At 54.5% G+C, this 25301-nt stretch carries 26 protein-coding genes; 14 read left to right on the top strand and 12 right to left on the bottom strand.

Annotated features, from left to right (window positions below):
• Positions 1–127 precede the first annotated feature (127 nt).
• Positions 128–1585 carry an amidophosphoribosyltransferase gene (gene purF / locus ACKVOS_RS07110; protein ID WP_409211318.1) on the top strand — a complete coding sequence of 486 codons (1458 nt, stop codon included), beginning with the start codon at positions 128–130 and terminating at the stop codon, positions 1583–1585.
• Between the two features lie 3 nt (positions 1586–1588).
• On the top strand, positions 1589–2299 hold the full coding sequence (locus ACKVOS_RS07105) for an SDR family NAD(P)-dependent oxidoreductase (RefSeq protein ID WP_409211317.1): 711 nt from the start codon (positions 1589–1591) through the stop codon (positions 2297–2299).
• A gap of 6 nt (positions 2300–2305) precedes the next feature.
• On the opposite strand, the gene ACKVOS_RS07100 is transcribed toward ACKVOS_RS07105, so the two are convergent.
• The 4 genes from ACKVOS_RS07100 to ACKVOS_RS07085 are packed head-to-tail and all read right to left on the bottom strand — an operon-like array spanning position 2306 to position 7624.
• A complete protein-coding gene (locus ACKVOS_RS07100) occupies positions 2306–3703 on the bottom strand; it encodes a cryptochrome/photolyase family protein (RefSeq protein ID WP_409211316.1) in 1398 nt (465 codons plus the stop codon).
• On the bottom strand, positions 3700–4662 hold the full coding sequence (locus ACKVOS_RS07095) for a metal-dependent hydrolase (RefSeq protein ID WP_409211315.1): 963 nt from the start codon (positions 4660–4662) through the stop codon (positions 3700–3702). The genes ACKVOS_RS07100 and ACKVOS_RS07095 overlap by 4 nt, the downstream gene beginning before the upstream one ends.
• A 59-nt stretch (positions 4663–4721) precedes the next feature.
• Positions 4722–5756: a 2-oxoacid:ferredoxin oxidoreductase subunit beta gene (locus ACKVOS_RS07090; protein ID WP_409211314.1), complete on the bottom strand. Its 1035-nt coding sequence runs from the start codon at positions 5754–5756 to the stop codon at positions 4722–4724.
• Complete coding sequence (locus tag ACKVOS_RS07085; protein ID WP_409211313.1) at positions 5753–7624, bottom strand: 2-oxoacid:acceptor oxidoreductase subunit alpha; 1872 nt, start codon at positions 7622–7624, stop codon at positions 5753–5755. The genes ACKVOS_RS07090 and ACKVOS_RS07085 overlap by 4 nt, the downstream gene beginning before the upstream one ends.
• A gap of 145 nt (positions 7625–7769) precedes the next feature.
• On the opposite strand from ACKVOS_RS07085, the gene ACKVOS_RS07080 reads away from it, so the two are divergent.
• Positions 7770–8729 (top strand): alpha/beta hydrolase, encoded by a 960-nt coding sequence (locus tag ACKVOS_RS07080; protein ID WP_409211312.1) that lies wholly within the window; start codon positions 7770–7772, stop codon positions 8727–8729.
• Positions 8726–9211, top strand: coding sequence for an RNA pyrophosphohydrolase (locus tag ACKVOS_RS07075; protein ID WP_409211311.1), 486 nt, complete (start codon positions 8726–8728; stop codon positions 9209–9211). The genes ACKVOS_RS07080 and ACKVOS_RS07075 overlap by 4 nt, the downstream gene beginning before the upstream one ends.
• 17 nt (positions 9212–9228) lie before the next feature.
• On the opposite strand, the gene ACKVOS_RS07070 is transcribed toward ACKVOS_RS07075, so the two are convergent.
• The 5 genes from ACKVOS_RS07070 to ACKVOS_RS07050 form a co-directional block, all read right to left on the bottom strand.
• Positions 9229–9753, bottom strand: coding sequence for a tetratricopeptide repeat protein (locus tag ACKVOS_RS07070; RefSeq protein WP_409211310.1), 525 nt, complete (start codon positions 9751–9753; stop codon positions 9229–9231).
• 35 nt (positions 9754–9788) lie between these two features.
• On the bottom strand, positions 9789–10970 hold the full coding sequence (locus tag ACKVOS_RS07065; protein WP_409211309.1) for an RsmB/NOP family class I SAM-dependent RNA methyltransferase: 1182 nt from the start codon (positions 10968–10970) through the stop codon (positions 9789–9791).
• Positions 10971–10973: 3 nt separating this feature from the next.
• Positions 10974–12434, bottom strand: a complete 1461-nt coding sequence (gene guaB, locus ACKVOS_RS07060; RefSeq protein ID WP_409211308.1) for an IMP dehydrogenase — start codon at positions 12432–12434, stop codon at positions 10974–10976.
• A 66-nt stretch (positions 12435–12500) separates the two neighbouring features.
• Entirely contained in the window at positions 12501–13985 is a 1485-nt protein-coding gene (locus ACKVOS_RS07055) for a M28 family peptidase (RefSeq protein ID WP_409211307.1), read from the bottom strand.
• Between the two features lie 25 nt (positions 13986–14010).
• Positions 14011–14832, bottom strand: a complete 822-nt coding sequence (locus tag ACKVOS_RS07050) for an HpcH/HpaI aldolase/citrate lyase family protein (protein ID WP_409211306.1) — start codon at positions 14830–14832, stop codon at positions 14011–14013.
• Positions 14833–14970: 138 nt separating this feature from the next.
• Between ACKVOS_RS07050 and ACKVOS_RS07045 the strand changes: the two genes are divergently transcribed.
• Both ACKVOS_RS07045 and ACKVOS_RS07040 read left to right on the top strand, forming a co-directional pair.
• Positions 14971–15888: an SPFH domain-containing protein gene (locus tag ACKVOS_RS07045; protein ID WP_409211305.1), complete on the top strand. Its 918-nt coding sequence runs from the start codon at positions 14971–14973 to the stop codon at positions 15886–15888.
• Positions 15889–15987: 99 nt separating this feature from the next.
• On the top strand, positions 15988–16434 hold the full coding sequence (locus ACKVOS_RS07040; protein WP_409211304.1) for an NfeD family protein: 447 nt from the start codon (positions 15988–15990) through the stop codon (positions 16432–16434).
• A 209-nt stretch (positions 16435–16643) separates the two neighbouring features.
• Here ACKVOS_RS07040 and ACKVOS_RS07035 read toward each other — a convergent pair whose 3' ends face one another.
• Positions 16644–17291, bottom strand: a complete 648-nt coding sequence (locus ACKVOS_RS07035) for a DUF937 domain-containing protein (protein ID WP_409211303.1) — start codon at positions 17289–17291, stop codon at positions 16644–16646.
• 188 nt (positions 17292–17479) lie between these two features.
• On the opposite strand from ACKVOS_RS07035, the gene ACKVOS_RS07030 reads away from it, so the two are divergent.
• Entirely contained in the window at positions 17480–17863 is a 384-nt protein-coding gene (locus tag ACKVOS_RS07030; RefSeq protein WP_409211302.1) for a DUF3597 domain-containing protein, read from the top strand.
• On the opposite strand, the gene ACKVOS_RS07025 is transcribed toward ACKVOS_RS07030, so the two are convergent.
• Together ACKVOS_RS07025 and ACKVOS_RS07020 are read right to left on the bottom strand one after the other, a co-directional pair.
• Positions 17860–18312, bottom strand: coding sequence for a hypothetical protein (locus tag ACKVOS_RS07025; protein ID WP_409211301.1), 453 nt, complete (start codon positions 18310–18312; stop codon positions 17860–17862). The two genes, ACKVOS_RS07030 and ACKVOS_RS07025, sit on opposite strands and share 4 nt — an antisense overlap.
• A 38-nt stretch (positions 18313–18350) precedes the next feature.
• Positions 18351–19952: a phosphoenolpyruvate carboxykinase gene (locus ACKVOS_RS07020; protein ID WP_409211300.1), complete on the bottom strand. Its 1602-nt coding sequence runs from the start codon at positions 19950–19952 to the stop codon at positions 18351–18353.
• A 145-nt stretch (positions 19953–20097) separates the two neighbouring features.
• Between ACKVOS_RS07020 and ACKVOS_RS07015 the strand changes: the two genes are divergently transcribed.
• From ACKVOS_RS07015 to ACKVOS_RS06985, 7 genes are read left to right on the top strand one after another with little or no spacing between them, the layout of a single operon-like run.
• Positions 20098–20805: a response regulator gene (locus ACKVOS_RS07015; RefSeq protein WP_409211299.1), complete on the top strand. Its 708-nt coding sequence runs from the start codon at positions 20098–20100 to the stop codon at positions 20803–20805.
• Complete coding sequence (locus ACKVOS_RS07010) at positions 20774–22354, top strand: ATP-binding protein (protein ID WP_409211334.1); 1581 nt, start codon at positions 20774–20776, stop codon at positions 22352–22354. The genes ACKVOS_RS07015 and ACKVOS_RS07010 overlap by 32 nt, the downstream gene beginning before the upstream one ends.
• A complete protein-coding gene (locus ACKVOS_RS07005; protein ID WP_409211298.1) occupies positions 22351–22827 on the top strand; it encodes an HPr kinase/phosphorylase in 477 nt (158 codons plus the stop codon). Before ACKVOS_RS07010 ends, ACKVOS_RS07005 begins: the two co-directional genes overlap by 4 nt.
• Positions 22824–23789, top strand: a complete 966-nt coding sequence (rapZ, locus tag ACKVOS_RS07000) for an RNase adapter RapZ (RefSeq protein ID WP_409211297.1) — start codon at positions 22824–22826, stop codon at positions 23787–23789. The genes ACKVOS_RS07005 and rapZ overlap by 4 nt, the downstream gene beginning before the upstream one ends.
• A complete protein-coding gene (locus ACKVOS_RS06995; protein WP_409211296.1) occupies positions 23786–24199 on the top strand; it encodes a PTS sugar transporter subunit IIA in 414 nt (137 codons plus the stop codon). Before rapZ ends, ACKVOS_RS06995 begins: the two co-directional genes overlap by 4 nt.
• Positions 24186–24464: an HPr family phosphocarrier protein gene (locus ACKVOS_RS06990; protein ID WP_409211295.1), complete on the top strand. Its 279-nt coding sequence runs from the start codon at positions 24186–24188 to the stop codon at positions 24462–24464. The genes ACKVOS_RS06995 and ACKVOS_RS06990 overlap by 14 nt, the downstream gene beginning before the upstream one ends.
• Positions 24464–25294, top strand: a complete 831-nt coding sequence (locus ACKVOS_RS06985; RefSeq protein ID WP_409211294.1) for a TrmH family RNA methyltransferase — start codon at positions 24464–24466, stop codon at positions 25292–25294. The genes ACKVOS_RS06990 and ACKVOS_RS06985 overlap by 1 nt, the downstream gene beginning before the upstream one ends.
• Positions 25295–25301 lie beyond the last annotated feature (7 nt).

Genomic DNA, 25301 nt, shown 5'->3' with positions numbered 1-25301 from the left:
GTGCGACTAACCCAAGCTGAAAAACCGCGCCAACAATTTCTTTATGACACTATCACGACAAGGGGGGAAGACAATCGGCTTAAGCGTGCCTATATGCACGCAGCGAAGCGCAGCGGGATTCGATTTAATGCTGACCACCGATCCATTTGACGACGATAAACTGCGCGAAGAGTGCGGGATTTTTGGTGTCTATGACACTGAGGGTGCATCGGCAATGGTCGCGCTGGGTCTTCATGCCCTTCAGCACCGTGGGCAAGAAGCCGCTGGCATCACAAGCTTTGATGACCATGATTTTCATACCCACCGGGCGATGGGGCATGTTGCAGGCAATTTCGATCGTGAAGAGATTATTGGTGGTTTGGTTGGGCGAACGGCCGTAGGGCACGTGCGCTATTCGACAACGGGCGAAACGTCTCTCCGTAATGTGCAGCCACTCTATGCCGATCTGGCGACAGGTGGTTTTGCCATCGCGCATAACGGCAATATTTCCAACGCAATGGCCGTTCGAAAGGACCTCGTGCGTCGCGGTTCGATTTTTCAATCGACATCCGATACCGAAGTCATCATCCATCTGGTTGCGACATCGGGATATCGGACATTACTCGACCGGCTGATTGATGCATTGAAGCGGGTCGAGGGTGCTTATTCTTTAATCTGCCTCACCACAGAAGGCATGATTGCCTGCCGCGATCCTCTAGGAATTCGGCCTTTGGTCATGGGCAAGCTAGGCGACACCATCATTTTTGCTTCGGAAACGGTAGCGCTGGATATCGTAGGTGCGGAATTTATCCGCGCGGTCGAACCCGGCGAACTCATTGTTGTCCGCAACGGTGAAATCCACTCGCACAAACCTTTTATTCCGGTTTCGCAACGCCCGTGCATTTTTGAACATGTGTATTTTTCCCGGCCCGACTCAATAGTCGAGGGCAGAAGCGTTTATTCGGTTCGTAAAGCCATCGGCGCAGAGCTGGCCCGTGAAAATGGCGTCGACGTGGATTATGTTATTCCCGTTCCCGACAGTGGAACGCCGGCCGCAATTGGCTATGCCGAAGCTGCAGGCATTCCATTTGAGTTGGGCATCATAAGGTCGCATTATGTTGGCCGAACTTTTATCCAGCCAGGCGACGGCGTCCGGCATCTGGGCGTAAAGCTCAAACATAATGCCAATAGAAATCTAGTTGCTGGGAAGAAAATCGTACTGATCGACGATTCGATTGTACGCGGCACGACATCCCTTAAAATTGTCCAGATGATGCGCGAGGCCGGTGCCGCCGAAGTGCATATGCGTATCGCCAGCCCGCCTACTATGAACAGTTGCTTTTATGGGGTGGATACGCCGGAGCGATCGAAATTGCTCGCCAGTCGCATGGACGTAGAAGAAATGCGGGCGTTCATACAAGCAGATAGCCTCGCGTTTTTGTCGATAGACGGCCTGTATCGCGCGTTGGGAGAAGACGCCCGAAACACCAACAAACCGCAATATTGCGATGCGTGTTTTACAGGCGATTACCCCACAAGTCTGACCGACCATGAAGAAGCCGAAGCCGGCGACCTCATCCTGCTAGGTGAACGAAAGCTCGCTTGATATATGACCCGTGGTTTTGAATCGAAAGTCGCGCTGGTCACTGGTGCCAGCAGAGGGATAGGCGCGGCAACCGCAAAAGCAATTGCGGCACAAGGCGCCCATGTCATCATCACCGCCCGCACTGCCAAGGATTTGGAAGCGGTCGAAGATGAAATTTTCGAAGCGGGCGGAAATGCAACGATTGCACCGCTCGACCTCACCGATGGCGACAGCATTGGACGACTCGCCGCAGCCGTGACAGAGCGTTGGGGCAAATTGGATCACCTGGTCTTGAATGCCGCGATGTTGGGCACACTTGCCCCGGTTTCGGCCATTGATGGCGCTGAATTTGCCCGTTTGTTCACATTGAATGTTACCGCGCCGCAAGTCCTGATCGCATCCTTTGATGGGCTTTTGCGTAAGAGCGAAGCGGGAAAACTGATCGCCCTTACCTCTTCGGTCGGTGCTGCGCCAAGGGCGTTTTGGGGTGCCTATGGTGCATCCAAAGCTGCTCTCGACACGCTGGTTTCCAGTTATGGCGAAGAAGTGAAAAACATTTCCGCCGTGCGCGTTGCTATTGTCGACCCGGGCAAAACACGCACTAAGATGCGCGCTGCGGCTTATCCGGGTGAAGACCCGTCCACCTTGAAAGAACCTTCGGTGGTGGCGAATGCGATTGTGGATATTTTGCGAAGCGAGTTTGAAACAGGCACCCGCATCTGCGTGGACAAATAATCTAACTCACTCTTTCGTCATCGCAAAGGCTGCCAACGCCCGTTCCCGCGCTGGTTTGTGACCAATCAACTTGCGCGGATATGCCTTCGGGCGGGAACCAAATTCATCAGGATCATGTATAGCGGGTTCACTTAAATCGGCCAGTTCAGGAACCCATTCCCTGATATAGCGCGCCGCATCGAATTTTTCGGATTGGGACAGCGGTGCCATAATGCGAACGAACATATTGCTGTCGACGCCCGTTCCCGCCGTCCACTGCCAGTTGACGGCGTTCGATCCATAGTCGGCATCGACAAGCGTATCCCAAAACCACTGCTCCCCTGCCCGCCAATCGATCAACAAATGCTTGATCAAAAACGACGCAGCAATCATCCGCACCCGGTTGTGCATCCAACCCGTCGCCCAAAGCTGGCGCATCCCGGCGTCGACGATCGGGTACCCTGTCTGCCCTTTTGTCCAAGCGGTATAATCAGCCTTTACCGCCGGATCGGCAAGATCACGCCAAGGCATCTTGTCAAAGCCATCTCGGGCGTTTTTACCGCCATATTCGGGAAACTGGCAGATGACATTTTGCGCATAATCCCGCCACACAAGTTCCTTTAGAAACACATCCACTGATCCGCCCGCCGACATTGTTGCGTGCCAGCAGGTCGCAGCGGATATTTCGCCAAAATGCAGGTGCGGTGACAGAAATGACGACCCTTCGATCGAAGGTAAATTTCGACGCTCGTCGTAGAATTTCGCTTTATCAGCAAAGGCTTCCAGCCGTGCGTTGGCCCCACGCTCGCCGGGCGTCCACATTTGCTGCATGCCACCTGACCAATCTGGCTTGACGGGCAACAGTCCCCAATCCGAAAGGGCATCGCTCTTAGGCCATTGCACGGGCGGCAGCAGTTTTTCAGGCGGCGGCAAAGGAAACGCCGGCGGCATATGCTGCCATAGCGCCCGCATGAATGGCGTATAGATTTTATACTGTCCGCCGTTTCCTGTGGTCACATGTCCTGGTGGCAGCAGATAGTTGCCATCATGGCTCACAAGCGCGCATCCGTCGGGCAATCCTTTTTCAACCGCCTTTTCCGCATTGCGCCACCATGGCTCATAATGCCGGATAATATGAATCGCGGCAGCGTCCGTTTCTTCGGCCAGCCGACCTAAGGCGACATCCGACTTCCCGCGAAACAAAAGCAATCGGGAACCGATTGCATTCAAATCGGCATTGAGCGCTGCCAGGCTGTGATGCAGCCACCAGCGCGACGCGCCACCCATTTTTCGATGTCTGGGTGTTTCGTCATCAAGGATATAGACCGGAAGAACCGGCGCGCCGCTCGCAACTGCGGCCGTCAACGCTTGTTGGTCCGTCAAACGCAAGTCGCGCCGGAACCAGAGCAGAACGGGCCGCGTCATTTCGCTTTACGTTCGGCTGGCACAACGACCTTAAAACGGTCCTGGACCAGCGGGTTGCCAAACCGTTGGTCAGTCAAAATTCGGGTCGTGGACAGAATATCTTGTTCTTCCCGCAAAACGGGCATCCTCGACCAGAACATAAAGGCTTTTGCATCCTCGTTCCGCGGCATTTCATTCAGCACTAATGTGTTGGACATTTGGTGTTTTCCGATCTTAGCATCGAGCGTAACCTTGCCCGGTGCGGAAAAGGCGCCTTGCCCATAATGTTTCGCATCACGCCACAGCATTTCGCGTTTCCAGAATTGCACAGGTACCGGATTAGCGACCACCAATTCCGGAGCTATGCCAAGCTGGTCTTTCACGGCCTTTGCAGTCAACTGCTCTGCCCGCCCAGTGATTAAGCCATTCGTCGCTATGTATAGAAAAATAGTTCCCATGCTGGTGATGGCTGGAACGCGCCAATGCCGCTTCCCCTGACGCTCGCCCCGAAGCGACAACCAAATGCCTGCGATTAACGCGGCCCACAGCCAGATATCGATAATGAAAAGCGTATCACCATAGAACCACTGGCTGGAAAAGGGCTCGAGCAAACGAATGCCATAGCTGTTGAACCAGTCGAACAAAGGATGGCTGAGGCATCCGATATAAGCCAGTGCCAACAACCATTTTGCATCGACGGGCAAACGCTTGTCCGGACGAGTGCCCCGTCCGGTTTGCCATCGATCAACCCAAATCATGATGCCCCAAAGAAGGATCGGCAAGACCAACATCGCAATTGGCCCATGCGTAATCCCTCGCCTGATAGCGAGATGCTGATAACCACCGAGTAAGGTCGCCACCGCATCAATATCAGGAATATTCGCGGCAATGATCAAAGTCGGCATCGCAAGGCCGGTTTTAAGCTTCAGCCCCATCTGTCCAATAAGCGCACCTACAAGGCTGTGTGTAAGATTATCCATACCGCCTAGCTGGCGGAGTGAAGCTTGGATGGCAATACCGGCTTATGTCGGCACCGACGTCAAACCTCCGGATGGCCGTCCGCGACAGTCCAGGTCTGCCCCTTGGCCAGAAGCTTTCCAAGGTCGGGTGTCTTGCCAACGCTTGCCGATACATTTTGTTCGAGGACTGCATCGTTGAAGGTTGGTCGCGGATCATCGTAAAGAACGCCCAAGGCCATCGGAAATTCGCCAAATGGCATTTCCACCAGCATATGCGCGACTGAACGATTGGTTACATCATGGACGATGACCCCAACGGACTGCCAGTCGCCGTCAACTACATCAACGACCTTGAGGTTCAGGGCATCGACGTCAAGCGCAATACCCTTGGTTCCCTTGGCAAAGAGCATCGGTTCGCCATTGTGCAACCACAATTGATGGTCCTCCGCACCCTTGGGGGCTGCAAAATCTTCGAATACATCCTTGTTATAAACGATGCAGTTCTGAAAAATTTCGATAAAGGCCGCGCCGCGATGGGTATGGGCAGCTTTCAGCACTTCTGGTAGGTTTTTTGACACATCAAAGCCGCGGGCAACAAAACGAGCGCCGGCACCAAGAGCAAAAGCACAAGGCGTTGCCGGACGGTCCACCGAACCGTAAGGAGTCGATGGACTATTGGTGCCAACGCGGCTGGTGGGCGAATATTGTCCCTTAGTCAGCCCATAAATTTCATTGTTGAACAGCATGATCTGGCAATCGAGATTGCGGCGCAGCAGGTGCATGGTGTGGTTGCCGCCGATGGACAGCGCATCGCCGTCACCTGTGATAATCCAGACGTCAAGGTCGGGATTGGCAAGCTTCACACCCGTCGCCACTGCCGGTGCGCGGCCGTGGATTGTGTGGAATCCATAAGTTTCCATATAATAGGGAAACCGCGACGAACAGCCGATACCGCTGATGAAGACAGTATTTTCAGGCGTTCCACCGATTTCAGGCATCGTGCGTTGCACCGCCTTCAATATCGCATAGTCGCCGCAGCCGGGGCACCAACGAACTTCCTGGTCGGTTTCCCAATCTTTCGGGCTTGTGTCTTTGATGGGGGTCATGTCGTTCATGATAAGGCACTCTCAATCGCGGCTTCGATTTCAGCGATGGTAAAAGGTTGACCGGAAACTTTGTTTACGGGCTTTGCATCGACAAGGAACTGGTCGCGCAACACTGTTTTCAATTGGCCCGTATTCATTTCCGGCACAATGACCATATCAAAGCTCTTCAGCAACTCGCCCATATTCTTCGGCATCGGCCAGATATGCCGGATATGGACATGCGCGACGTCGACGCCCTCGGCGCGCTTGCGAAGGACGGCCTGCTTGATCGGTCCGTAGGTCGAACCCCAACCGACAACGGCCAGCTTTGCGCCCGAACCGCCTTGTTCGACGATCTGATCGGGGATGCTGTCAGCTACGCCGTTCACCTTTGCCGAACGGATGTCCGTCATCGCCTGATGGTTGGCTGGTCCATAATTGATATGGCCGGTGTCGACTTCCTTTTCGATCCCGCCAATGCGGTGGAGAAGACCCGGCGTGCCGGGTTTCACCCAAGGCCGCTTCAGCTTGTGGTCGCGGGAATAAGGTTTGAACCCGTCGTCGGGAACCCTCTCCAGAAATTCAACCGGGAAGGGTTTATAGCTTTCCAGATCAGGCATCAACCAAGGTTCCGCAGCGTTGGCGATGTAACCATCGGTTAGCAACATTACAGGCGTCATATATTCCACGGCAATCCGAACCGCCTCAATCGCGCAATCGAATGCGTCGACCGGCGAACGTGCGGCAATGACCGGCATCGGCGCATCGCCGTTGCGGCCATAGACGGCTTGATACAGATCGGACTGCTCGGTCTTTGTAGGCAAACCGGTCGAAGGTCCACCGCGCTGGCTATTTACGATCACCAAAGGCAATTCGGTCATGATCGCAAGACCCATAGCCTCGCCTTTCAGCGCAATTCCCGGACCCGACGAACTGGTCACGCCTAGCTGCCCGGCATAGCTTGCGCCTATTGCCGAACAAATCGCCGCAATCTCGTCCTCCGCCTGGAATGTGGTGATACCATATTCCTTCAGACGGCTCAGATGGTGCAAGATCGCCGAAGCTGGGGTAATCGGATAGCCACCAAAAAACATCTTGAGGCCTGCCAGCTGCGCACCGGCAACCAGACCATAAGAAATCGATTCGGCGCCGGTAACCGTGCGATAAAGACCGGCAGGTGCGGGTGCTGCATCGACGTGATATTGCTTTAAAGGCCCGGAAAGCTCAGCGGTCTCGCCATAAGCATGCCCCGCATTCAGCGCGGCAATATTAGCGTCCGCCAAAACTTGATTCTTGGCGAATTTCGCGTTCAGCCAGTCAATAATGGGCTGACGGTCGCGGTCGAACATCCACAGTGCGAGACCAAGCGTCCACATATTCTTGCAGCGCAAGGCGTCCTTGTTACCCATGCCGAACGGTTTGACCGCCTCAAGAGTTAGCGCGCTGATATCGAACGCCAAAACCTGCCATTTGGCAAGGCTGCCGTCTTCGATCGGGTTGCTGCCATATTTCGCCTTGTCGAGGTTACGCTGATTGAACTCGCCCGTGTCGGCAATTATCAACCCGCCTTCGCGCAAGGCGCCGACGTTGGTTTTCAGCGCAGCAGGATTCATCGCAATCAGCACATCAGGCTGATCACCAGCCGTGTCGATGGCCGACGAGCCAAAATTGATCTGAAACGCAGACACGCCGAATAATGTCCCTATCGGCGCACGAATCTCTGCGGGAAAATCCGGGAATGTCGCAAAGTCATTACCCGCTAGGGCCGCAGACAGGGTGAACTGCCCACCGGTCAGCTGCATCCCGTCGCCACTGTCGCCAGCAAAACGAACAACAACCGCGTCGCTATGAACAGGCGAACTTGCGCCTGAAATGTCTTCCTTGAATGCCGTAGCCATTCGCTCCAACCCGTCTAAAATTGCTTGTCTATTGCGTGTTGGCCTAATCCTATTCCCGTCCCACTGCAATGTTAGAAAAACTATGTGCGGATATGCTAGACCTCTCTCAAGTCACACCCTATCACGATGGCTTAGGGAGAATGATATGACCAACGGTGCACCTTTTGTCAGGCCAGATGTAGCCTTGTTTCTGCAGTTTTTGAATGCAGTACCCGGCCCGCGTTTTTGGGAAGTCCCCGCGGAGGACGCGCGCAAAATGACAGCTGCTATGCGCGACGTTGCCGATGCGCCGGTGGGAGAACTGGCAGTTATTCGGGATATAATTATTCCCGGGCCTGCTGGCGACATCCCTGCCCGCGTTTATGACTGTCGTTCGACGCGGGATGCCGGTCCCGTCATGGTTTTTTATCATGGGGGCGGGTTCGTGATCGGAAATATCTACACATATGAACCTCATTGTGCCGAAGTTGCTCGGTTACTTGATCTTCCCGTAATTTCCATAGACTACCGCCTTGCACCCGAACATGTTTTTCCCGCAGCGGCAGTTGACTGCGAAGCTGCCACCCGCTGGATCGCATCAAGCCCGGCTGAACTAGGATATTCCGTAACTGGTTTGATTACCTCTGGCGATAGTGCGGGCGGGAACCTGACGATAGTTACGTCGATGGCGCTCCGCGACGATCCGGCTGATGTACCCATTTTGCTGCAACACCCGATTTATCCGTTCGTTTCATTGGATAGCGACTGGCCAAGCATCAGTGAATTTCAAACGGGCCATCTGCTCACCGCCGACGCTATGGCCTATTTTGGCAAGGCTTATGCGTCGCCGCGCGGCGATTATAGAGCTGAACCGCTGAATTTCGATCAGAGCAATATGCCACCCAGTCTGGTAACTACCGCAAGCCTTGACCCTTTGCGGGATCAGGGCCTGGCCTATGTAGAAAAACTGAAAAATGCCGGGGTGCGTGTCGAACATATAAGCGCCGAAGGCACGATTCATGGCCATATCAATATTCGTCAAGCAATACCTTCAACCCAACGGGACATCGAAACCTATATTTCGACCTTGAAAACAATGCTCGCGGAGGTCATGGCCGACGCATGAGCAATAAAATGGACGACCTCCCTTACCGCCCCTGCGCGGGCATCATGTTAGCAAACACCGAAGGAAAGATTTTTGTTGGTCAACGGATCGACAAGGCTCCCGATATCGACGCCTGGCAAATGCCCCAAGGCGGAATAGATGAAGGAGAAGACCCCGAGCAGGCTGCGTTTCGGGAACTGGTTGAAGAAACGGGTATTTCGCCTGACGTGGTCGACGTTATAGCTCGCAGTCGGGAAGAGTATTTTTACGATTTACCCGAGGAATTACTCGGCAAAATCTGGAAGGGCCGATTTCGCGGCCAGCGCCAATGGTGGTTTCTGATGCGATTCAAGGGCGTGGATAGTGATGTAAATATTGAAACGGAACATCCAGAATTCTCGCGCTGGCAATGGGTTATGCCGGACCGATTGCCGGTCCTAATCGTTCCGTTCAAACGAAGGCTGTATGAAAGCTTGGTCACGGAATTTGGCGAGTTGATCTAATTAAAAGAGCATTAGGTTCAAGGTTGCGACTTGGGCGCGTCACCAACGCTGGGCTTAATTTCAACGGCGCTGGCCTGCATTTGGTTCTTTTCGCTGGCCTTTGTTGCCGCCTGCGCGAGTTTTTCAACATCGGCGCATTCGCTGCGGCAGAGCATTTTTAACCGAGCGATATTCTTGCGTGCGGGTTCGATCGCACCTTTTGCTATCATAGCTTCGGCCTGCCCGCCCAGCGCACCCTGGTCATTAGGCTCGATTTCAAGCGCCTCTTTATAGAAACGAATCGCTTTCCCGTTCAGACCCTGCTTCTGGACGGCTACGGCCATTGCGATATAGGCTGCGCGGTTACGGGGATCGACGGCCAACGCTGTTTCATACCAACCGATGGCATCTTCGACATTACCTGCCTTCAGTGCATCATTGCCGGATTGGAGCAGCGCCGTCGACTGAGGATCTATATCATCGTCGGCGCGGCCGCTGATACCAGCGCTCGAAATCATGGCAAGAGTCAGGGAAAGGGCAACAGCAGCCGGAGAAAAACGCATAATCAACATCCAAATTTGTTTAAGTTGCATCACTATCACGGCTTTGCCAATTTCGCGAAGAAAAATCCATCGCTGCCGTCATGATAGGGCGTCACGATTATACCGTCGCCTTCCGGACGTCCGGCACCAACACCGGGATCGACGGCGCGCCAGCCGATGTGCGATTTTAGAAAATTGGACACTTGGCCCCTGCCTTCATTCGCGATGATCGAGCAGACCGCATAAACCAAATGTCCGCTCGGCGCGACCATATCTGCGCCGATGTTCAATAGCTTTTCCTGTTCTGCCAGCACGCGGTCAAGACGCACGGGATTAAGCCGCCACCGCGTTTCCGGGTTACGCCGCCACGTCCCGCTGCCCGAACAGGGCGCATCGATCAGCACAACATCGCAATTACCTGCCAAATCGGAGAGCATGTCGATTTCCCGGCCCGGATTCATTAACCGGGTTTCCAACATGGTCGCCCCTGCCCTGTTTGCCCTTGGCTTTAACTGGTCGAGCCGGTTCCGGTTAGTATCGCTCGCGATCAGATGGCCGTCATTCTTCATGGCTGCGGCCAACCCCAGCGTTTTGCCGCCTGCCCCCGCGCATAAATCGAGCACGGTCATGCCGGGCCGGGCAGTGCAGGCATCGACGATAAGCTGACTGCCCAAGTCCTGAATTTCGACGAAACCATCGAGAAGCACTGGGTGATTTTCAACCTGATAGCCCGTTGGCAATCGTAAAGCATAGGATGTTTGCACAAGTACGTCCGCATCGGGCAATTGGGCGGCTACATCCTCGCGGCTCGTTTTAAGGGTATTGGCCCGCAGGTCCAGCGGCGCCCGATCAAGCAACGCGGACCGCTCATGCGTTTCGATCAGGTCACTGAGATGCGGGATAATCCATAAAGGAAGCGGCCCGCCCCTGGCGCGCGGTTCATCGGCACCCCTTGTTGCTGGACCATAGTCGCTTCCATCAAACAGATTGGCCAATTCCATATCGCTATCCGCCATAGCAACGAACGCAGATCGGGCATTTTGCGGCCTTTCACCAAAGCGCCTGATCGCATTCCACACGAGCTCGCGGACAGCCCTGCGGTCTTTCGAACCGGCATAGCGCCGTGCAGCGAAGAATGATTTCGCAAGTTGATCGGCAGACCCGCCGCCCTCTTTCGCTGCGTCGAGTATGATATCGAGCAATTCGATTGCCGATTGCAGGCGGGCTGCAGGCTTCATGTATTATCGCGTCGGGTAATTGGGCGCTTCGCGCGTGATCGTAACGTCATGAACATGACTTTCACGCAAACCGGCATTGGTGATGCGAACAAATTGTGCGCGTTGCTGCAAATCCGGGATGGTCCGTGAGCCGGTATAACCCATTGCCGCTTTCACACCGCCGACCAGTTGATGGATCACATCACGCGCCAAACCCTTGAACGGAACTTGCCCTTCAATGCCTTCCGGAACAAGTTTAAGCTGATCCTTGATATCCTGTTGAAAATAACGATCTGCCGAGCCACGCGCCATTGCCCCCACCGATCCCATGCCGCGATAGCTTTTATAGGTCCGGCCTTGATACAGGAACGTTTCGCCCGGCGCTTCTTCCGTCCCGGCCAACAAAGACCCGACCATTACCGATGACGCCCCTGCAGCCAACGCCTTAGCAACATCACCTGATGTACGTAAACCGCCATCTGCAATGACAGGTATATTGGACTTTTGAGCTTCAGCAGCACAATCCATCACGGCGGTCAGTTGCGGCACGCCTACGCCAGCTACGACACGTGTGGTGCAAATGGAACCGGGGCCAATGCCCACTTTAATGCCATCCGCACCGGCATCGATTAAGGCGCGGGTCGCCGCCGCCGTTGCGACATTACCGGCCACAATCTGGACTTCGGGTGCCATTTTCTTGATTTCCGAGACCGCGGCAGCAACCATCGCGCTATGGCCATGTGCGGTGTCAACCACGATCAAATCACATTCCGCGTCGATCAATGCCTTTGTATAGGCCAATCCTTTTTCCCCGACCGTCGTTGCCGCAGCAACCCGCAGCCGTCCGGATCCATCCTTTGTGGCATTTGGGTATAGCACTGCTTTTTCGATGTCTTTCACCGTAATCAGTCCGACGCAGCGATATCCCTCATCGACCACCAACAGCTTTTCGATCCGCCTTTGGTGCAATAGACGCCGCGCTTCTTCTTGTGTGACACCGGATGACACGGTTGCAAGATCATCATGCGTCATCAGTTCAGAAACTGGCTGCAAAGGATTTTCCGCAAAACGCACATCGCGGTTTGTCAGTATCCCAACCAATTTGCCACCAACCTCGACAACGGGAATGCCCGATATTGAATGGGCCGTCATCAACGCCTGAGCCTCGGCAAGTGTTGCGTCGGGTGCGATGGTGATCGGGTTGACGACCATTCCGCTTTCAAATCGCTTGACCTGTCGAACTGCGGCGCACTGTTCTTCGATGCTAAGATTACGGTGCAATACGCCGATACCGCCCAATTGCGCCATGACAATTGCCATCCGCGCCTCTGTCACCGTATCCATAGCCGAGGATAAAATAGGGATGTTCAACGAAATCGCATTGGTAAGTCGCGTGCGGGTATCGGCCTGACTGGGAAGCAGGTCTGATGGCCCGGGCTGCAGCAGCACGTCGTCAAATGTCAGTCCGAGGGGAATTTCTTTCATGCTGCCACCGCTTCTACAATCTGTTTTTCGCTCGATTCGTGGCGGCCCATGTAAACAGTAAGCCGGTTATTCACCAGCCTTCGCGGATTTATATTTTCGGGCATCTGCGAAATATCGGCCCAGCGCAATGTGAAGGTCGGCATCCTCTGCCGCGCCGCCGAGATCCGTTTTGTCGGTCAGTTCATCCCCGGGTCCATGATAGTCGCTGCCCAGAAATTTTTGCATCAGGTCAAGATCGGCAAAAGCCCCACCCACCATCAATGCGGGAACCCCCTTTTGTGCCAATGCCCAACCGTCCTGCCGCTGGATAAAATCATTCGCATCTGTAGATGTTTCGATCACCCTGCCCGCCTTCTTCGCGATGCCTTCAACTAATGGATCAAGCGGCGTTGTCCCGCGACCGATTATGGCAACCTTTGCACCGCGACCGGCAACCGCGATCATGTCAATGTTGAGCGATATAACAATTTGCTCCAGTGGGATGACTGGCTTGTCGGCAAAGGCATACGCACCAAGCAAGCCGCTTTCTTCGGCTGTCGTGGCCAAAAAATAAATATCCCGGTCATGCCGGTTTTTACTCAGTCTTTGGGCGACTTCGGTCAGAACCGCGATGCCACTGGCATTATCAACTGCGCCGTTGCAGATGCGATCCGGCGCATCTTCGGGCGCACAGATACCCAAATGATCCCAATGTCCCATGAACAGCAAGGCACCACTGCCTTTTTTCCGTCCCGAAATTTTGCCGATCACATTGGAGCTGTTGAAGCGATAGATATCGGTGCTCACCGCAAAATCCGCATCTACACCAAGCGGTTCACCTGCGTAATCCGCATCTTTTGCATGGGCGCGCAACTTGTCCCAATCAAGACCTGCGGCGGTCACCAAAGCGACCGCGAATTCCGAACTGATCGCACCTTCCAGTGTTGCCCGTTTCTCGCGACTTTCGAGGCTGATGGGACGTGACAATAGCTGCCGCCGTAAAGTTGGCCAATTGCCTTGACTATCGCCTATAAACAGGACGGCCTCAGCCCCTGCAGCAATCAAAGCCTCCCTGCGCGCACGCGGTGACTTGAATTTTTCGGGCGCGGTGTCGGCTTCAAACAAAACCAACGCGAGCTTGCCTTTTACATCAGCCTCCACGCTGCCATTCGATGTGACGCCAATTCCAGCGAACACCACTGGCAGATCATTTTTTATATATTCGGCATTCTTGCCAATCAGGACAATCTCGTCCGAAACAATCCGCAGCTTCCGTCCCTTGGCATTAAACACAAATGTTGCGTTACCGCGGCCGCGCTGCATCAGTGGCACCGGATCAAACCAGCTACCGTCCGTGGCCGCTGGCTTTAACCCTGCTTTTGCCCATTGCTCGGCGATATATTTTACGGTCTTGGCTTCGCCTTCGGTACCGGGTTTGCGACCTTCATATTCGTCACTGGCCAACACGGCGATATGCTCACGCAACTCCGATTCAGTAACGCCCTTTGCTAATGCAGGCGCTGATCCCGAAAATACTATTGCCGCAAAAAACAAACCGTAAAAAAAACGCATTCTGTCTCGCTCCAGACCGAACGTTTCACCGGCCACCCATCGCATGCCGAGAACGCTCTATCGTCAACTTCGCTTCCTCTACATGCATAGATTCAATCATGCGACCCTTAAAACGCTGCGCCCCTCCCTGGCTCGCGGCAACAAGCTGCTCGGCCTCTTCGATTTCCGCTGCATCTGGTCCAAAAACCGCATTGGCAATTGCAATCTGGTTCGGGTGGATCAGGGTTTTTCCCGTAAAACCGAACTGTACCCCTTGGCGACATTCCAAATCAAAGCCATCCAAGTCATCGAGCCGGTTGCAAACGCCGTCAAAACGCGGCCTTCCCGAAAGCGATGCCGCCAATATTATCATCTGCAGGGACAGTTCTAAACCCTCTCGCTGACGCCCGGGGTGCATCCCTGTTTCGGCTGCAATATCGTTTGTACCGGCAATCAAGCCTGCGACGCCGGGATGCGCCGCAATCTCACGTGCGGCATAGAGCCCCCTTGGCGTTTCAATCATAGCTAGCACCGGCATCCCAAAGCCGTTCAATCCTGCTGCATCTTCCACCTTTGGCACAACAATCAAATCCGCCCCGCAACTTTTCAACGCGGCCATATCGTCCAAATGGTAGGGACTATTCGGAGCGTTGACCCGTATAGCCAAAACTGCAGTGGCCGAACCGGCGGTGACATAGGCAACTGCCGCCTCTCTCGCGGCTGGCTTGGCATCTTCGGCAACAGCGTCTTCGAGATCGATTATGATCATATCGGCGTCCAGAGTCCTCGCTTTTTCAAGCGCACGCGCATTGGACCCCGGCACGTAAAGTGCCGAACGAACGAACATCAATCTCTTACCGATATCCATAAAGCCGCTCCAGTTCGCACCACATCCCAAAACAGACCAAGAGACGAAACACGGTTATTCGCATGCCCGTTCCGATTTTCCTTGGCAAGTCGCCCGAGATTTACGACAATCGCGGATACGTCAAACGGAGGGAATTCCATGGAATATTTTTTCGGTCTGCTGGTGCTGATCGTCATTATCTTTGTGATGATGGGGGTTACCGTGGTTCAGCAAGGGTTTGTTTATACAATTGAACGGTTCGGCCGCTTTACCCATGCCGCACAGCCAGGTCTTACGATCATCATTCCGTTTTTCGACCGCGTCGGACGCAAGGTCAATGTCATGGAACAGGTGCTGGACATTCCGGGGCAAGAAATCATTACCAAGGACAACGCAATGGTCGGCGTCGATGCGGTGGTGTTCTTTCAGGTGCTTGATGCTGCAAAGGCTGCCTATGAAGTCAGCGACCTGTATGTCGCCATCATGCAAATCACCACAACAAACCTTCGCACCGTTATGGGCAGCATGGATCTTGATGAAACGCTGTCGAAACGAGATGACATAAACGGCCGCCTGCTCTCTGTGGTCGATCACGCGACCAGCCCTTGGGGCGTCAAAATCACCCGTGTTGAGGTAAAGGACATTCGTCCCCCCGCCGACATCAGCAATGCGATGGCGCGGCAAATGAAGGCAGAGCGTGAAAAGCGCGCGCAAATTCTGGAAGCCGAAGGTATGCGTGCCGCAGAAATCTTACGTGCAGAAGGCGAAAAGCAAGGCGCGATCCTGCAAGCCGAAGGGCGCAAAGAGGCCGCATTCCGCGACGCCGAAGCCCGCGAACGCGAAGCCGAGGCCGAAGCGAAAGCAACCGTCATGGTGTCGGAATCCATTGCATCTTCAGGTACACAGGCGCTGAATTATTTCATTGCCCAGAAATATACCGAAGCCATCAGCCAATTTGCGACATCACCCAACGCCAAGACAATCTTGTTCCCGGTTGAAGCGACACAGCTGATCGGAACCCTGGGTGGAATTGGCGAATTGACGAAGGCCGTTTTGGCGGATCAGGAAAAGAGATAATTGATAACAAATATCAAACACACCAACAATCTTAGGCTGTCGTCTGCACTCGATTGACAAAATTCGGTCGAGGTAAACCGAACGGAAAAGGAAAACAAAATGGCCGAATGGCTAGATAGCATTTCGACACATTGGTTCTGGCTTTCGCTAGGTCTGATCCTTGGCGCAGCCGAGATGGTGGCGCCGGGATTTTTCCTGATGTGGCTGGGCCTCGCCGCCATTATCGTGGGTGTACTGGATTATTTTCTACCGATCACCGTCGCTTATCAGGTCGCAATGTTCGCGATCCTGTCGGTGCTGACGGTATTCGCGGGCAAAAAATTTCTGACAGAAAACCCGATTGAAACTGACGATCCCAAGTTGAATGACCGGGGCGCGAGGCTGACTGGCGAAATAGTGGAAGTGGTCGAAGCTATCGTCGACGGCCATGGCCGAGTTAAAGTCGGGGACGGCGTATGGTCCGCGAGCGGAGCCGATGCGGGTGTCGGGGCAAGGGTGCGGGTGACGGGATCAGATGGCGCGGTGCTGTTGGTTGAGGGGGTTTGATGGAAAACTTCATCCCGATTTTACTGGGCAGACGCGAATGGATATTCCGAACTGCAATGTAGGATTAGATTCGATAAACTAGACAATAGCTCTTTGAACTTGTTGAACTATCCAGCCACAATATCAGCGATATCCTTCACTAACTTAAAGCAACAAAGGATACAATCTCGCAACAATTGACGGTGTACTTCTCCAGAAATCAGTAGCCTTTAGCGCGCGAACTTCCCTGCCATGCCGATGATGTCATCCAACGGGTTGCCGTCGCCATCCATGTCGAGCATCGACGCGAGGCCGCCCAGACCGCCACCTGCTGCGGCTGACTGCTGACCGCCGCCAAGTGCGCCGCCCAAGACGTTTCCGAGCATACCGCCCAAGCCTCCACTGCCGGATGTCTGATTACCGCCGCCAAGCATCCCGCCGATGATGCCGCCGAGACCGCCACTCTCGCCGCCGCCGCTTTGCTTGGCCAGATAACCAGCAACGAGCATGGCCAAAATCGGTAGCATCTTTTTCAAAAGCGAAGGATCAAGTCCGGTTTGCTCAGAAGCATGACCCGCAACGCTACGGCTTACATCCTTAGATCCGAAAATCTGGCCTAGGACATCATTGCCCTTTTCTACGGGCGTAGGCTCGGGACTGACCACCGCGTCAAAAAGCCCGCCGCCACCTAATTGACCGAGCAAACCGCCGAGACCTTCCAGACCACCAGGTTGCGCCTGTGTCGTCTTTTTGAAACCGCCTAAAATTGCGGGTAACAGGGCTTCGGCACCGGACTGGGCAACCTGTTCATTAACGCCCAGCTGTTGGGCAATCGAGCCGATAGCACCGGTCTGTTTCAATATGCTCGCAATATTCATGATGCTTCTCCTCGGGTTCGACAAAAAGTGCCCGTGTTTGAGAAAATTGGCAAGTCTCATGCAGCGTGCATGACAGCAGTTATCGCTGAATTTACATTCGCGGAGACAATACGCCTCCCTTAGTGATGAGGTCTAGCATATAGTCCGTCATTGGCCACCCCCCGGCCAAGAATCGCAGGAGATAAATAATGGGCATTTTTAGCAGCATCAAAGACGCCATTTTTGGGAAGAAAGCTGTCGCCGCAACACCCACTCCGTCGGCCATCCCACTCGAACCCGCAGCCTTCGCGGCACCCGAGCCGATCGCCATTACAGAAATAGATGTTATCGCCCATCTGGAAGAGATCGACGCCAATGATGGACGCAATCTCAATTGGCGAACGTCTATCGTGGACCTGATGAAGATGGTGGGCATGGATGCCTCGCTTCAGGAGCGCAAGGATCTGGCCATGGAGCTTGGCTATACCGGCGAACTTGAAGGAAGCGCCGAAATGAACATATGGCTGCATAAGGCCGTGATGCGCGAACTGGCTGCCAATGGTGGCAAAGTTCCCGCCGAATTGCTGGACTAGATTTCGGACAGACTGGCGCGGTCGGGTTCAACGAAACCCCGCCGCGCCGGAACCGAAAGCAGTAATTCTTTCGAATAGAAATTCAACGCGAGGTCACGGCAGCCACGCCGCGACAGCAGCAAATTGTTCACTGCTTCTCGCAATGGAGTTTGTTCCGGAATTTCGGATAAATGCGCTTTTACGCCAGCGATGTACACCTGCGTAATTGTCTCGTGATAACCTTGGTGATCGTCATTTACGCCACCTACCGCTTCGTTATACCCCGAAATGATGGCCGCCATGTCGCGTTCCGGGGCTATGTCGGGGCGATCCCGCACTATCCATGTGCACGCGGCAAGATGTGCCTCATGCGTCCATTCTTCGCGGGGCAGCGTGCGCGCAAGCAAGCCCTCGCCAATCGCGACGATTGCGGCATCATCTTGGAACAGGCGGACTTCAAATTCGGACATTTCCCGGCTTTCACTTGGGCCCGGAAATGACCGGGCGATTACGCTGCTTTTGGTGCGGACTGCCTTACACCTTCATCGACATGATCGGCAAATTCAGCGAAATTATCAATGAATTGCTGGACCAGATTGCGGGCCGTTACATCATATTCCGCTTTGTCAGCCCAGGCTTCGCGCGGATTGAGGATGGAGCTGTCGACGCCGGGGACGGCTACGGGGAATTCGAAACCGAAATTCGGATCCTTCTGGAATTCCGCGTTGTTCAGGCTGCCGTCAAGCGCCGCGTTCAACAGGGCGCGCGTTGCTTTGATGGGCATGCGGCTGATGCCGGGCATCGTCGCTTTGCCGCCGGTCCAGCCAGTGTTGACCAGCCAGCACTGCACGGCGCCCTTGGCAATCCGCTCTTTCAGAAGATTGCCATAGACGCTGGGGTGGCGCGGCATGAAGGGTGCACCAAAGCAGGTCGAAAAGGTTGCTTCGGGCTCGGTCACGCCGATTTCCGTACCAGCGACGCGCGCGGTGTAGCCGGACAGGAAGTGGTACATGGCCTGCTCCGGCGTGAGCTTCGCGATGGGAGGCAGGACACCATAAGCATCAGCGGTCAGCATGATGATATTTTTGGGCACAGGGCCCATATTCTTTTCCGACGCGTTCGGGATAAACTCGATCGGATAGGACCCGCGGCTGTTCTCGGCGAGGGTCGCATCGTCAAAGTCGAGTTCCCGTGTTTCGGGGTCCATGACGACATTTTCAAGCACTGTGCCGAAACGCTTCGTTGTTGCGAAGATTTCAGGCTCGGCTTCTTCCGACAGGCGGATCATCTTGGCGTAGCAGCCTCCTTCGAAATTGAACACTGCGGTGTCGGACCATCCATGCTCGTCATCCCCGATCAGGGTGCGGCTTGCGTCGGCGGACAGCGTGGTCTTACCGGTGCCCGAAAGCCCGAAGAACACAGCGGTATCGCCATTCGCGCCGATATTGGCCGAACAATGCATAGGCATGACACCCTTTACCGGCAGCAAATAGTTGAGAATACCGAATACCGACTTCTTCATTTCGCCGGCATAAGCCGTGCCGCCGATCAGGATCAGCTTCTCCGTGAAGTTGACCGCAATAACGGTCTCGCTGCGGCAACCATGGCGCGCGGGATCGGCGCGAAAGCTTGGAAGATCGATGATGGTATATTCCGGTTCGAACCCGGCCAACTCGTCATTGGTCGGCCGCACCAGCAGCGTGCGGATGAACAGATTGTGCCACGCCAATTCGTTGATGACGCGCACGTTGACGCGATGCTCCGGCTGTGATCCGCCGAAGAGATCAGCAACATACAGCTTTTCCTTGCCGCCTATCGCCGCGAGGAAATCTTCCTTCAGCGCCGCAAAATGCGCAGGGTCCATGGGAACATTGGTTTTACCCCACCATATGCTGTTTTCCGTTTCTGCATCGCGCACGATATATTTGTCCTTCGCCGAGCGGCCAGTATGCGCGCCGGTCTTGACCACCAGCGGACCATTTTTAGCCAGCGTGCCTTCGCCATTTTGCAGCGCAGCTTCGACCAGCGGGGCAGTGCCCAGGTTCGGAAACACATTGGCAGTGGTTGCAATGCCTTGCTGTTCAAGTAAGATATTCAGTGCCACGGACATTACAAAACTCCCTAGTCGGCGATAAACAGGACGCGAATCTAATGCATACGTATGCATTAGATATTGCGGCGCCGGTACCCGAGACAATTGAAAACGTCAAATGCTATGGATTGAACCTGCGCCCCGACGCCCCTATAGGCATCCGATGAGCGCAACAATCGCCCTTGTGGATGATGACCGAAATATCCTGACGTCCGTATCGATAGCGATGCAGGCCGAGGGATATGTAACGCGGCTTTACCCGGATGGGGAGAGCGCGTTGAAAGCGATTATCGACAATCCCGCCGACCTCGGGATATTCGATATCAAGATGCCGCGAATGGACGGTCTCGAACTGCTGCGCAGGCTGCGGGAAAAAAGTGATATGCCCGTCATTTTCCTGACTTCGAAAGACGAAGAGCTGGATGAAGCGCTCGGCTTGGCGATGGGAGCCGACGATTATATTACAAAGCCATTTTCGCAAAGATTGTTAATCGCACGGGTGAAAGCCATATTGCGCCGCGCCACATATGATAGGCCGATGGCCAATGGTGAGCCTGCCGAAGAACCGGAACCCATGGTACGCGGCAGGCTGGAAATGGATCCTGCACGGCACCATGTGAAATGGGACGGGAAATCGCTAACCTTGACCGTGACCGAATTTATGATTTTGGAGGCACTCGCCAACCGGCCGGGTGTGGTCCGCACCCGCGACCAGTTGATGGATGCTGCGTATCAGGACGACGTCTATGTCGATGATCGCACAATCGATAGCCATATCAAACGTTTACGACGTAAATTCCGGGAAATCGACGCTGATTTCGCTGCTATCGACACATTATATGGGGCCGGATATCGCTTCGCCGATAGCTGAGCCCGCTGATCTGCAGTTGGGTTGGAGCCGGGGGTTATCATTAACGTCCCGCATTCTGGCAGTGAATCTGTTTGTCCTCGCTTTGCTCGGGGCCGGGTTATTTTTTCTCGACAGCTATCGCATCCGGTTAATAGAAGAACGCCAATCCGCCGCCCGAACGCAGGTCGAGTTTCTGGTGCGAAGCCTGCCGCTCGTAGCGCCGGATAAAAAAGGTGCCTATATTGCCGCATTTGGCGAGAAAAATATGTCGCGTATCCGGCTTTATGCCCGGAATGACCGAAAGCTTCTCGATAGCTTTAACTTGGGACCGCCGACATATGTTTTCCGGGACCCCGAAAAGGAACCCATACGGAAAATTGCCGCGCGCATCATAGACCGGATTTTCGACTTCCTCGTCCTCTCGCCCGAGTTGGAAGCATTTATGGAACCGAAAAACGACATTCGAGATGCATGGCCGGAGCTGAATAACAACACAGCGGGTGCCGCCATTTCCTATGTGCGATTTGCCCCGGATTTGACGCATGTGATCAGCGCGGGTGCCGTTTCGACCACGGGTGACTTTTACATTCTCAGCACCGCCAACGAGCGCGACATTCGGCTTTTCGTTCGCGCTGAACGATTCAAAATCGGTATGTTTTTCCTGCTTGCGCTGGGTATTGGCATTTTGCTTTCAATGTTTTTGGCACGAACGATTGTTAGGCCGCTGCGCCACCTTGCCAGAGCAGCGGTAAAAGTACGGCTGGGCCGCGCACAAGAGGTGACGGTGCCGCGCCTGCCTTCGCGTCGTGATGAAATCGGACTGTTGGCGCGCGCGTTGTCTGACATGAGCATTGCCCTGCGCCAACGTATTGACGCCACCGAAGCATTCGCTGCCGATGTGGCTCACGAGATCAAAAACCCGCTGGCGTCCCTGCGATCGGCTCTGGATGGCTCCGAAAGGATCGAGGATCCGGCATTGCGAAAGCAGCTGATGGATGTAGCGAAGGCCGATGTCCAAAGGATGGATCGGTTGATCAGCGACATTTCCGATGCAAGTCGCGTCGATTCGCAACTGGCGAAAGCAAAATTCGAACCCATCGATCTTGGCGATATGATCGAACAATTGCTTCAAGCGCGCGAACATAGGGCGTGTGATGGCGATGTAACAATCGCATTTGCCCGGCCACGCAGGACAATCGCCACTGTAATGGGCGAAGATGTCAGGCTAGAGCGGATGTTGACCAATTTAATCGACAACGCCGTCTCTTTTTCTCCACCCCGATCCGTCGTTGAAATATCGGCCACTTTGGCTGAAGGCGAAGTAATCATCCGCGTGAGCGACGAAGGCCCCGGTGTGCCCGAGAATGAACGCGAAGCCATATTCCGGCGGTTCCATAGCGAACGACCACCTTCTGAAAATTTTGGCAAACATAGCGGGCTCGGCCTCGCCATCGCCCGGACAATAATTGAGGGCCATCATGGACGAATTTCGGTTCGGGACCGTGTCGATGGCAAGCAAGGCGCGTGCTTTGAAATCGCCCTTCCTTGCGCGGCGTCATCCAGTCAATGACCGCAGAATTGATCCACGCCACAGCTATCGCCATCAACCATCACGGTGTTTTGTTGGTCGGTCCATCGGGATCGGGAAAATCCGATCTCGCTGTGCGCCTTATCGACCGGGGCGCGGTTTTAATCAGCGACGATGCTGTGTGTATAGGACAAATCGAGCAAAAACCCGTGCTTCATGCTGCACCCAATATCGAAGGACGGATTGAACTTCGCGGGGTGGGTATAATTGAGGTCCAGCACACCCCGAAGGCTGCCATGCGGATGGTCGTCGAAATGATTGCTCCGGACGAACGGATCCCGCCCGAAAATCTGTCCGCCGATATCGCCGGCTTTACCGTTCCGCTGGTAAAAATAGCTGCATTCGAATCCAGTGCCCCGTTAAAAGTCGAATATGCCTTACGTTCCTTGATTGACGCTGACCTATGGCCGGTGCCATTGCCTTCCGTTCGACCAACCGAAAGCCTGGCAACGTGACCCGCAAATCCAGCCCTAAAGTGCAAACGATATTGCTCGTAACCGGCCTCTCAGGGGCAGGAAAAACAACGGTTCTCAAGACATTAGAGGATCTCGGCTGGGAAGCTGTCGACAATTTTCCCATCCGCCTTGCCGGCCCTTTGCTGGATATTCCGGCTTCGGCTGGCCGCGCGAATCCGTCAATTCCATTGGCCCTGGGATTTGACAGTCGCACCCGCGGGTTCAAGGCTGACGCTCTTATCAAGCAGATCATACAACTGCAAAAGCGTCCGGAACTGAATATCATGACGCTTTTTCTGGATTGTGCGGGCGCAGAAATCGAGCGTCGTTACACCGAAACCCGCCGGCGCCATCCGATGGCCCTAGACCGGCCTGCGATGGATGGGATCGCACAAGAACGCATGATGATGGAACCGTTGCGACGCTGGGCCGAGACGGTCGTTGACACCAGCAAGATGTCAACCAATGACTTGCAAAATGATATTCGATTGCGTTTTTCAGCCGACACCAATCTGCATTCGACAATTTCGATAACCAGCTTCGGATTTTCCAGGGGCGTTCCGCACAATGTCGATCTGGTGTTTGATTTGAGGTTCCTGCGAAATCCGCACTGGGACAAGGCGCTGCGCCCATTGACCGGAATGGATCCGGATGTGTCGCGCTATGTTGAGTCCGATCCGGCCTATGACGAAGCGATGCAGAAGATTCGCGATCTCCTCACATTCCTGCTGCCCTTGTATGACTCGCAAGGAAAAGCGTATGTCAATATCGCATTTGGGTGCACCGGCGGACGTCACAGGTCGGTACATGTTGCAGAGCAGTTCGGCAAATGGTTGCGTGACGACGGTTTTTCGCCCACGGTTGTTCATCGCAATCTGACGTCAAGACCGATTGACGCATTGGAAGGGCCTGCTAACGGCGCCAACGATAAAACAGCTAAACGGGGTAGCAAAAGCAAATGATCGGGTTGATTTTGGTGACGCACGGCAAGTTGGCAGAGGAATTCCTCGTCGCACTTGAACATGTGGTCGGACCGCAACAGAATATTGCAACTGTGTGCATAGGGCCGCGTGACGACATGGAAGGTCGGCGCAAGGAAATCGCTGCCGCCATAAAGCAGGTTGAAGTCGGTGAAGGCGTTATCATCCTGACCGATCTCTTTGGCGGAACGCCGTCCAACCTTTCCATTTCCCTGTTGGATGCGGGACGGGTCGAAGTGATCGCAGGCGTGAATTTGCCCATGCTGATCCGGCTTGATAGCGCGCGCAAAAACATGAATGTCCGCGAAGCTGTTGCCGCCGCACGCGAAGCGGGCCGCAAATATATCAGCGTCGCCTCCGAAGTGTTGGAGGCTTCGCGTGAACAGGCTTAGCCGGCAAGTAACGATCGTAAATCAAAAGGGGCTGCACGCACGCGCCAGCGCGAAATTTGTTACCTTTGTCAGCCGTTTGCCGGATGATATTAAGGTTGAAGTTGAAAAAGACGGTCAATCCGTCACGGGAACCTCGATCATGGGATTGATGATGCTTGGTGCGGCCAAAGGCAGCGAAATCACAATCCATGTCGAAGGGGACCAGGCAGAATTGGCCTTGGGCAAGCTTGTCGGTTTAGTAGTCGACGGTTTTGGCGAAGACTAATGCGCCGTGAAATTACCGGATTTTCCAACCCGTTGTTGAAAGAGGTTCGCGGGTTAAGGGAAAAGAAGCATCGAAAGCGCGCAGGGCTGTTTCTCGCCGAAGGCTTGCGGATAATGACGGAAGCACGCGACGCCGGTTTCCTGCCCGAAATGTTGTTCCGCGTAAAAGACCGCGACGTCCATGCCTTGGAAATTTCTCTGGAAACCGAAGTTCTCGCCGCCGGTGGCGATGTCGTTGAAACCAGTGCGGAAATAATGGCGAAGTTATCCGGCAAGGACAACGCGCAAGCACTGGTTGGCGTTTATAAAGATCATCCAACAATGCTGAGCGAAATAGACCGCAAAAAATCGCCCATATGGCTGGTGGCGCAAGCCATGCGCGACCCGGGTAATCTTGGTACAATGTTGCGAACGGGTGACGCCGTAGGTGCCGGCGGATTGATCCTGATTGACGATTGCACCGACCCTTTTTCCGTAGAAGCGGTTCGGGCGAGCATGGGTGCAATCTTTACGCAAAAGGTCGTGCAATGCCGGTGGGACGAATTTCTGCCCTGGTTGCGTGCGGGCGAAGGGAAATTGGTCGGCACCAGCCTTCAGACCGACCTTGATTACCAAGCCGCAACCTATGCGGCGCCGTGCTTCATTCTGACCGGCAACGAAGCGCAGGGATTGCCCGAATCTTATGAAGCCCAATGCGATATACGAGTCAAAATGCCGATGCGCGGCAAGGCCGACAGTTTGAACGCTGCGGTCGCGACTGCGGTTATGGCGTATGAGGTGCTGAACCAGTTTCGTGCAGCGCAAAGCAATCTTAGCGGCCGGAGCACCTAAGTTAAGC

This window comes from Sphingorhabdus sp., assembly GCF_046154385.1.
In the GTDB taxonomy this organism is placed as follows: Bacteria; Pseudomonadota; Alphaproteobacteria; order Sphingomonadales; family Sphingomonadaceae; genus Sphingorhabdus_B.
This window is presented reverse-complemented; position numbering and strand designations above follow the sequence as displayed.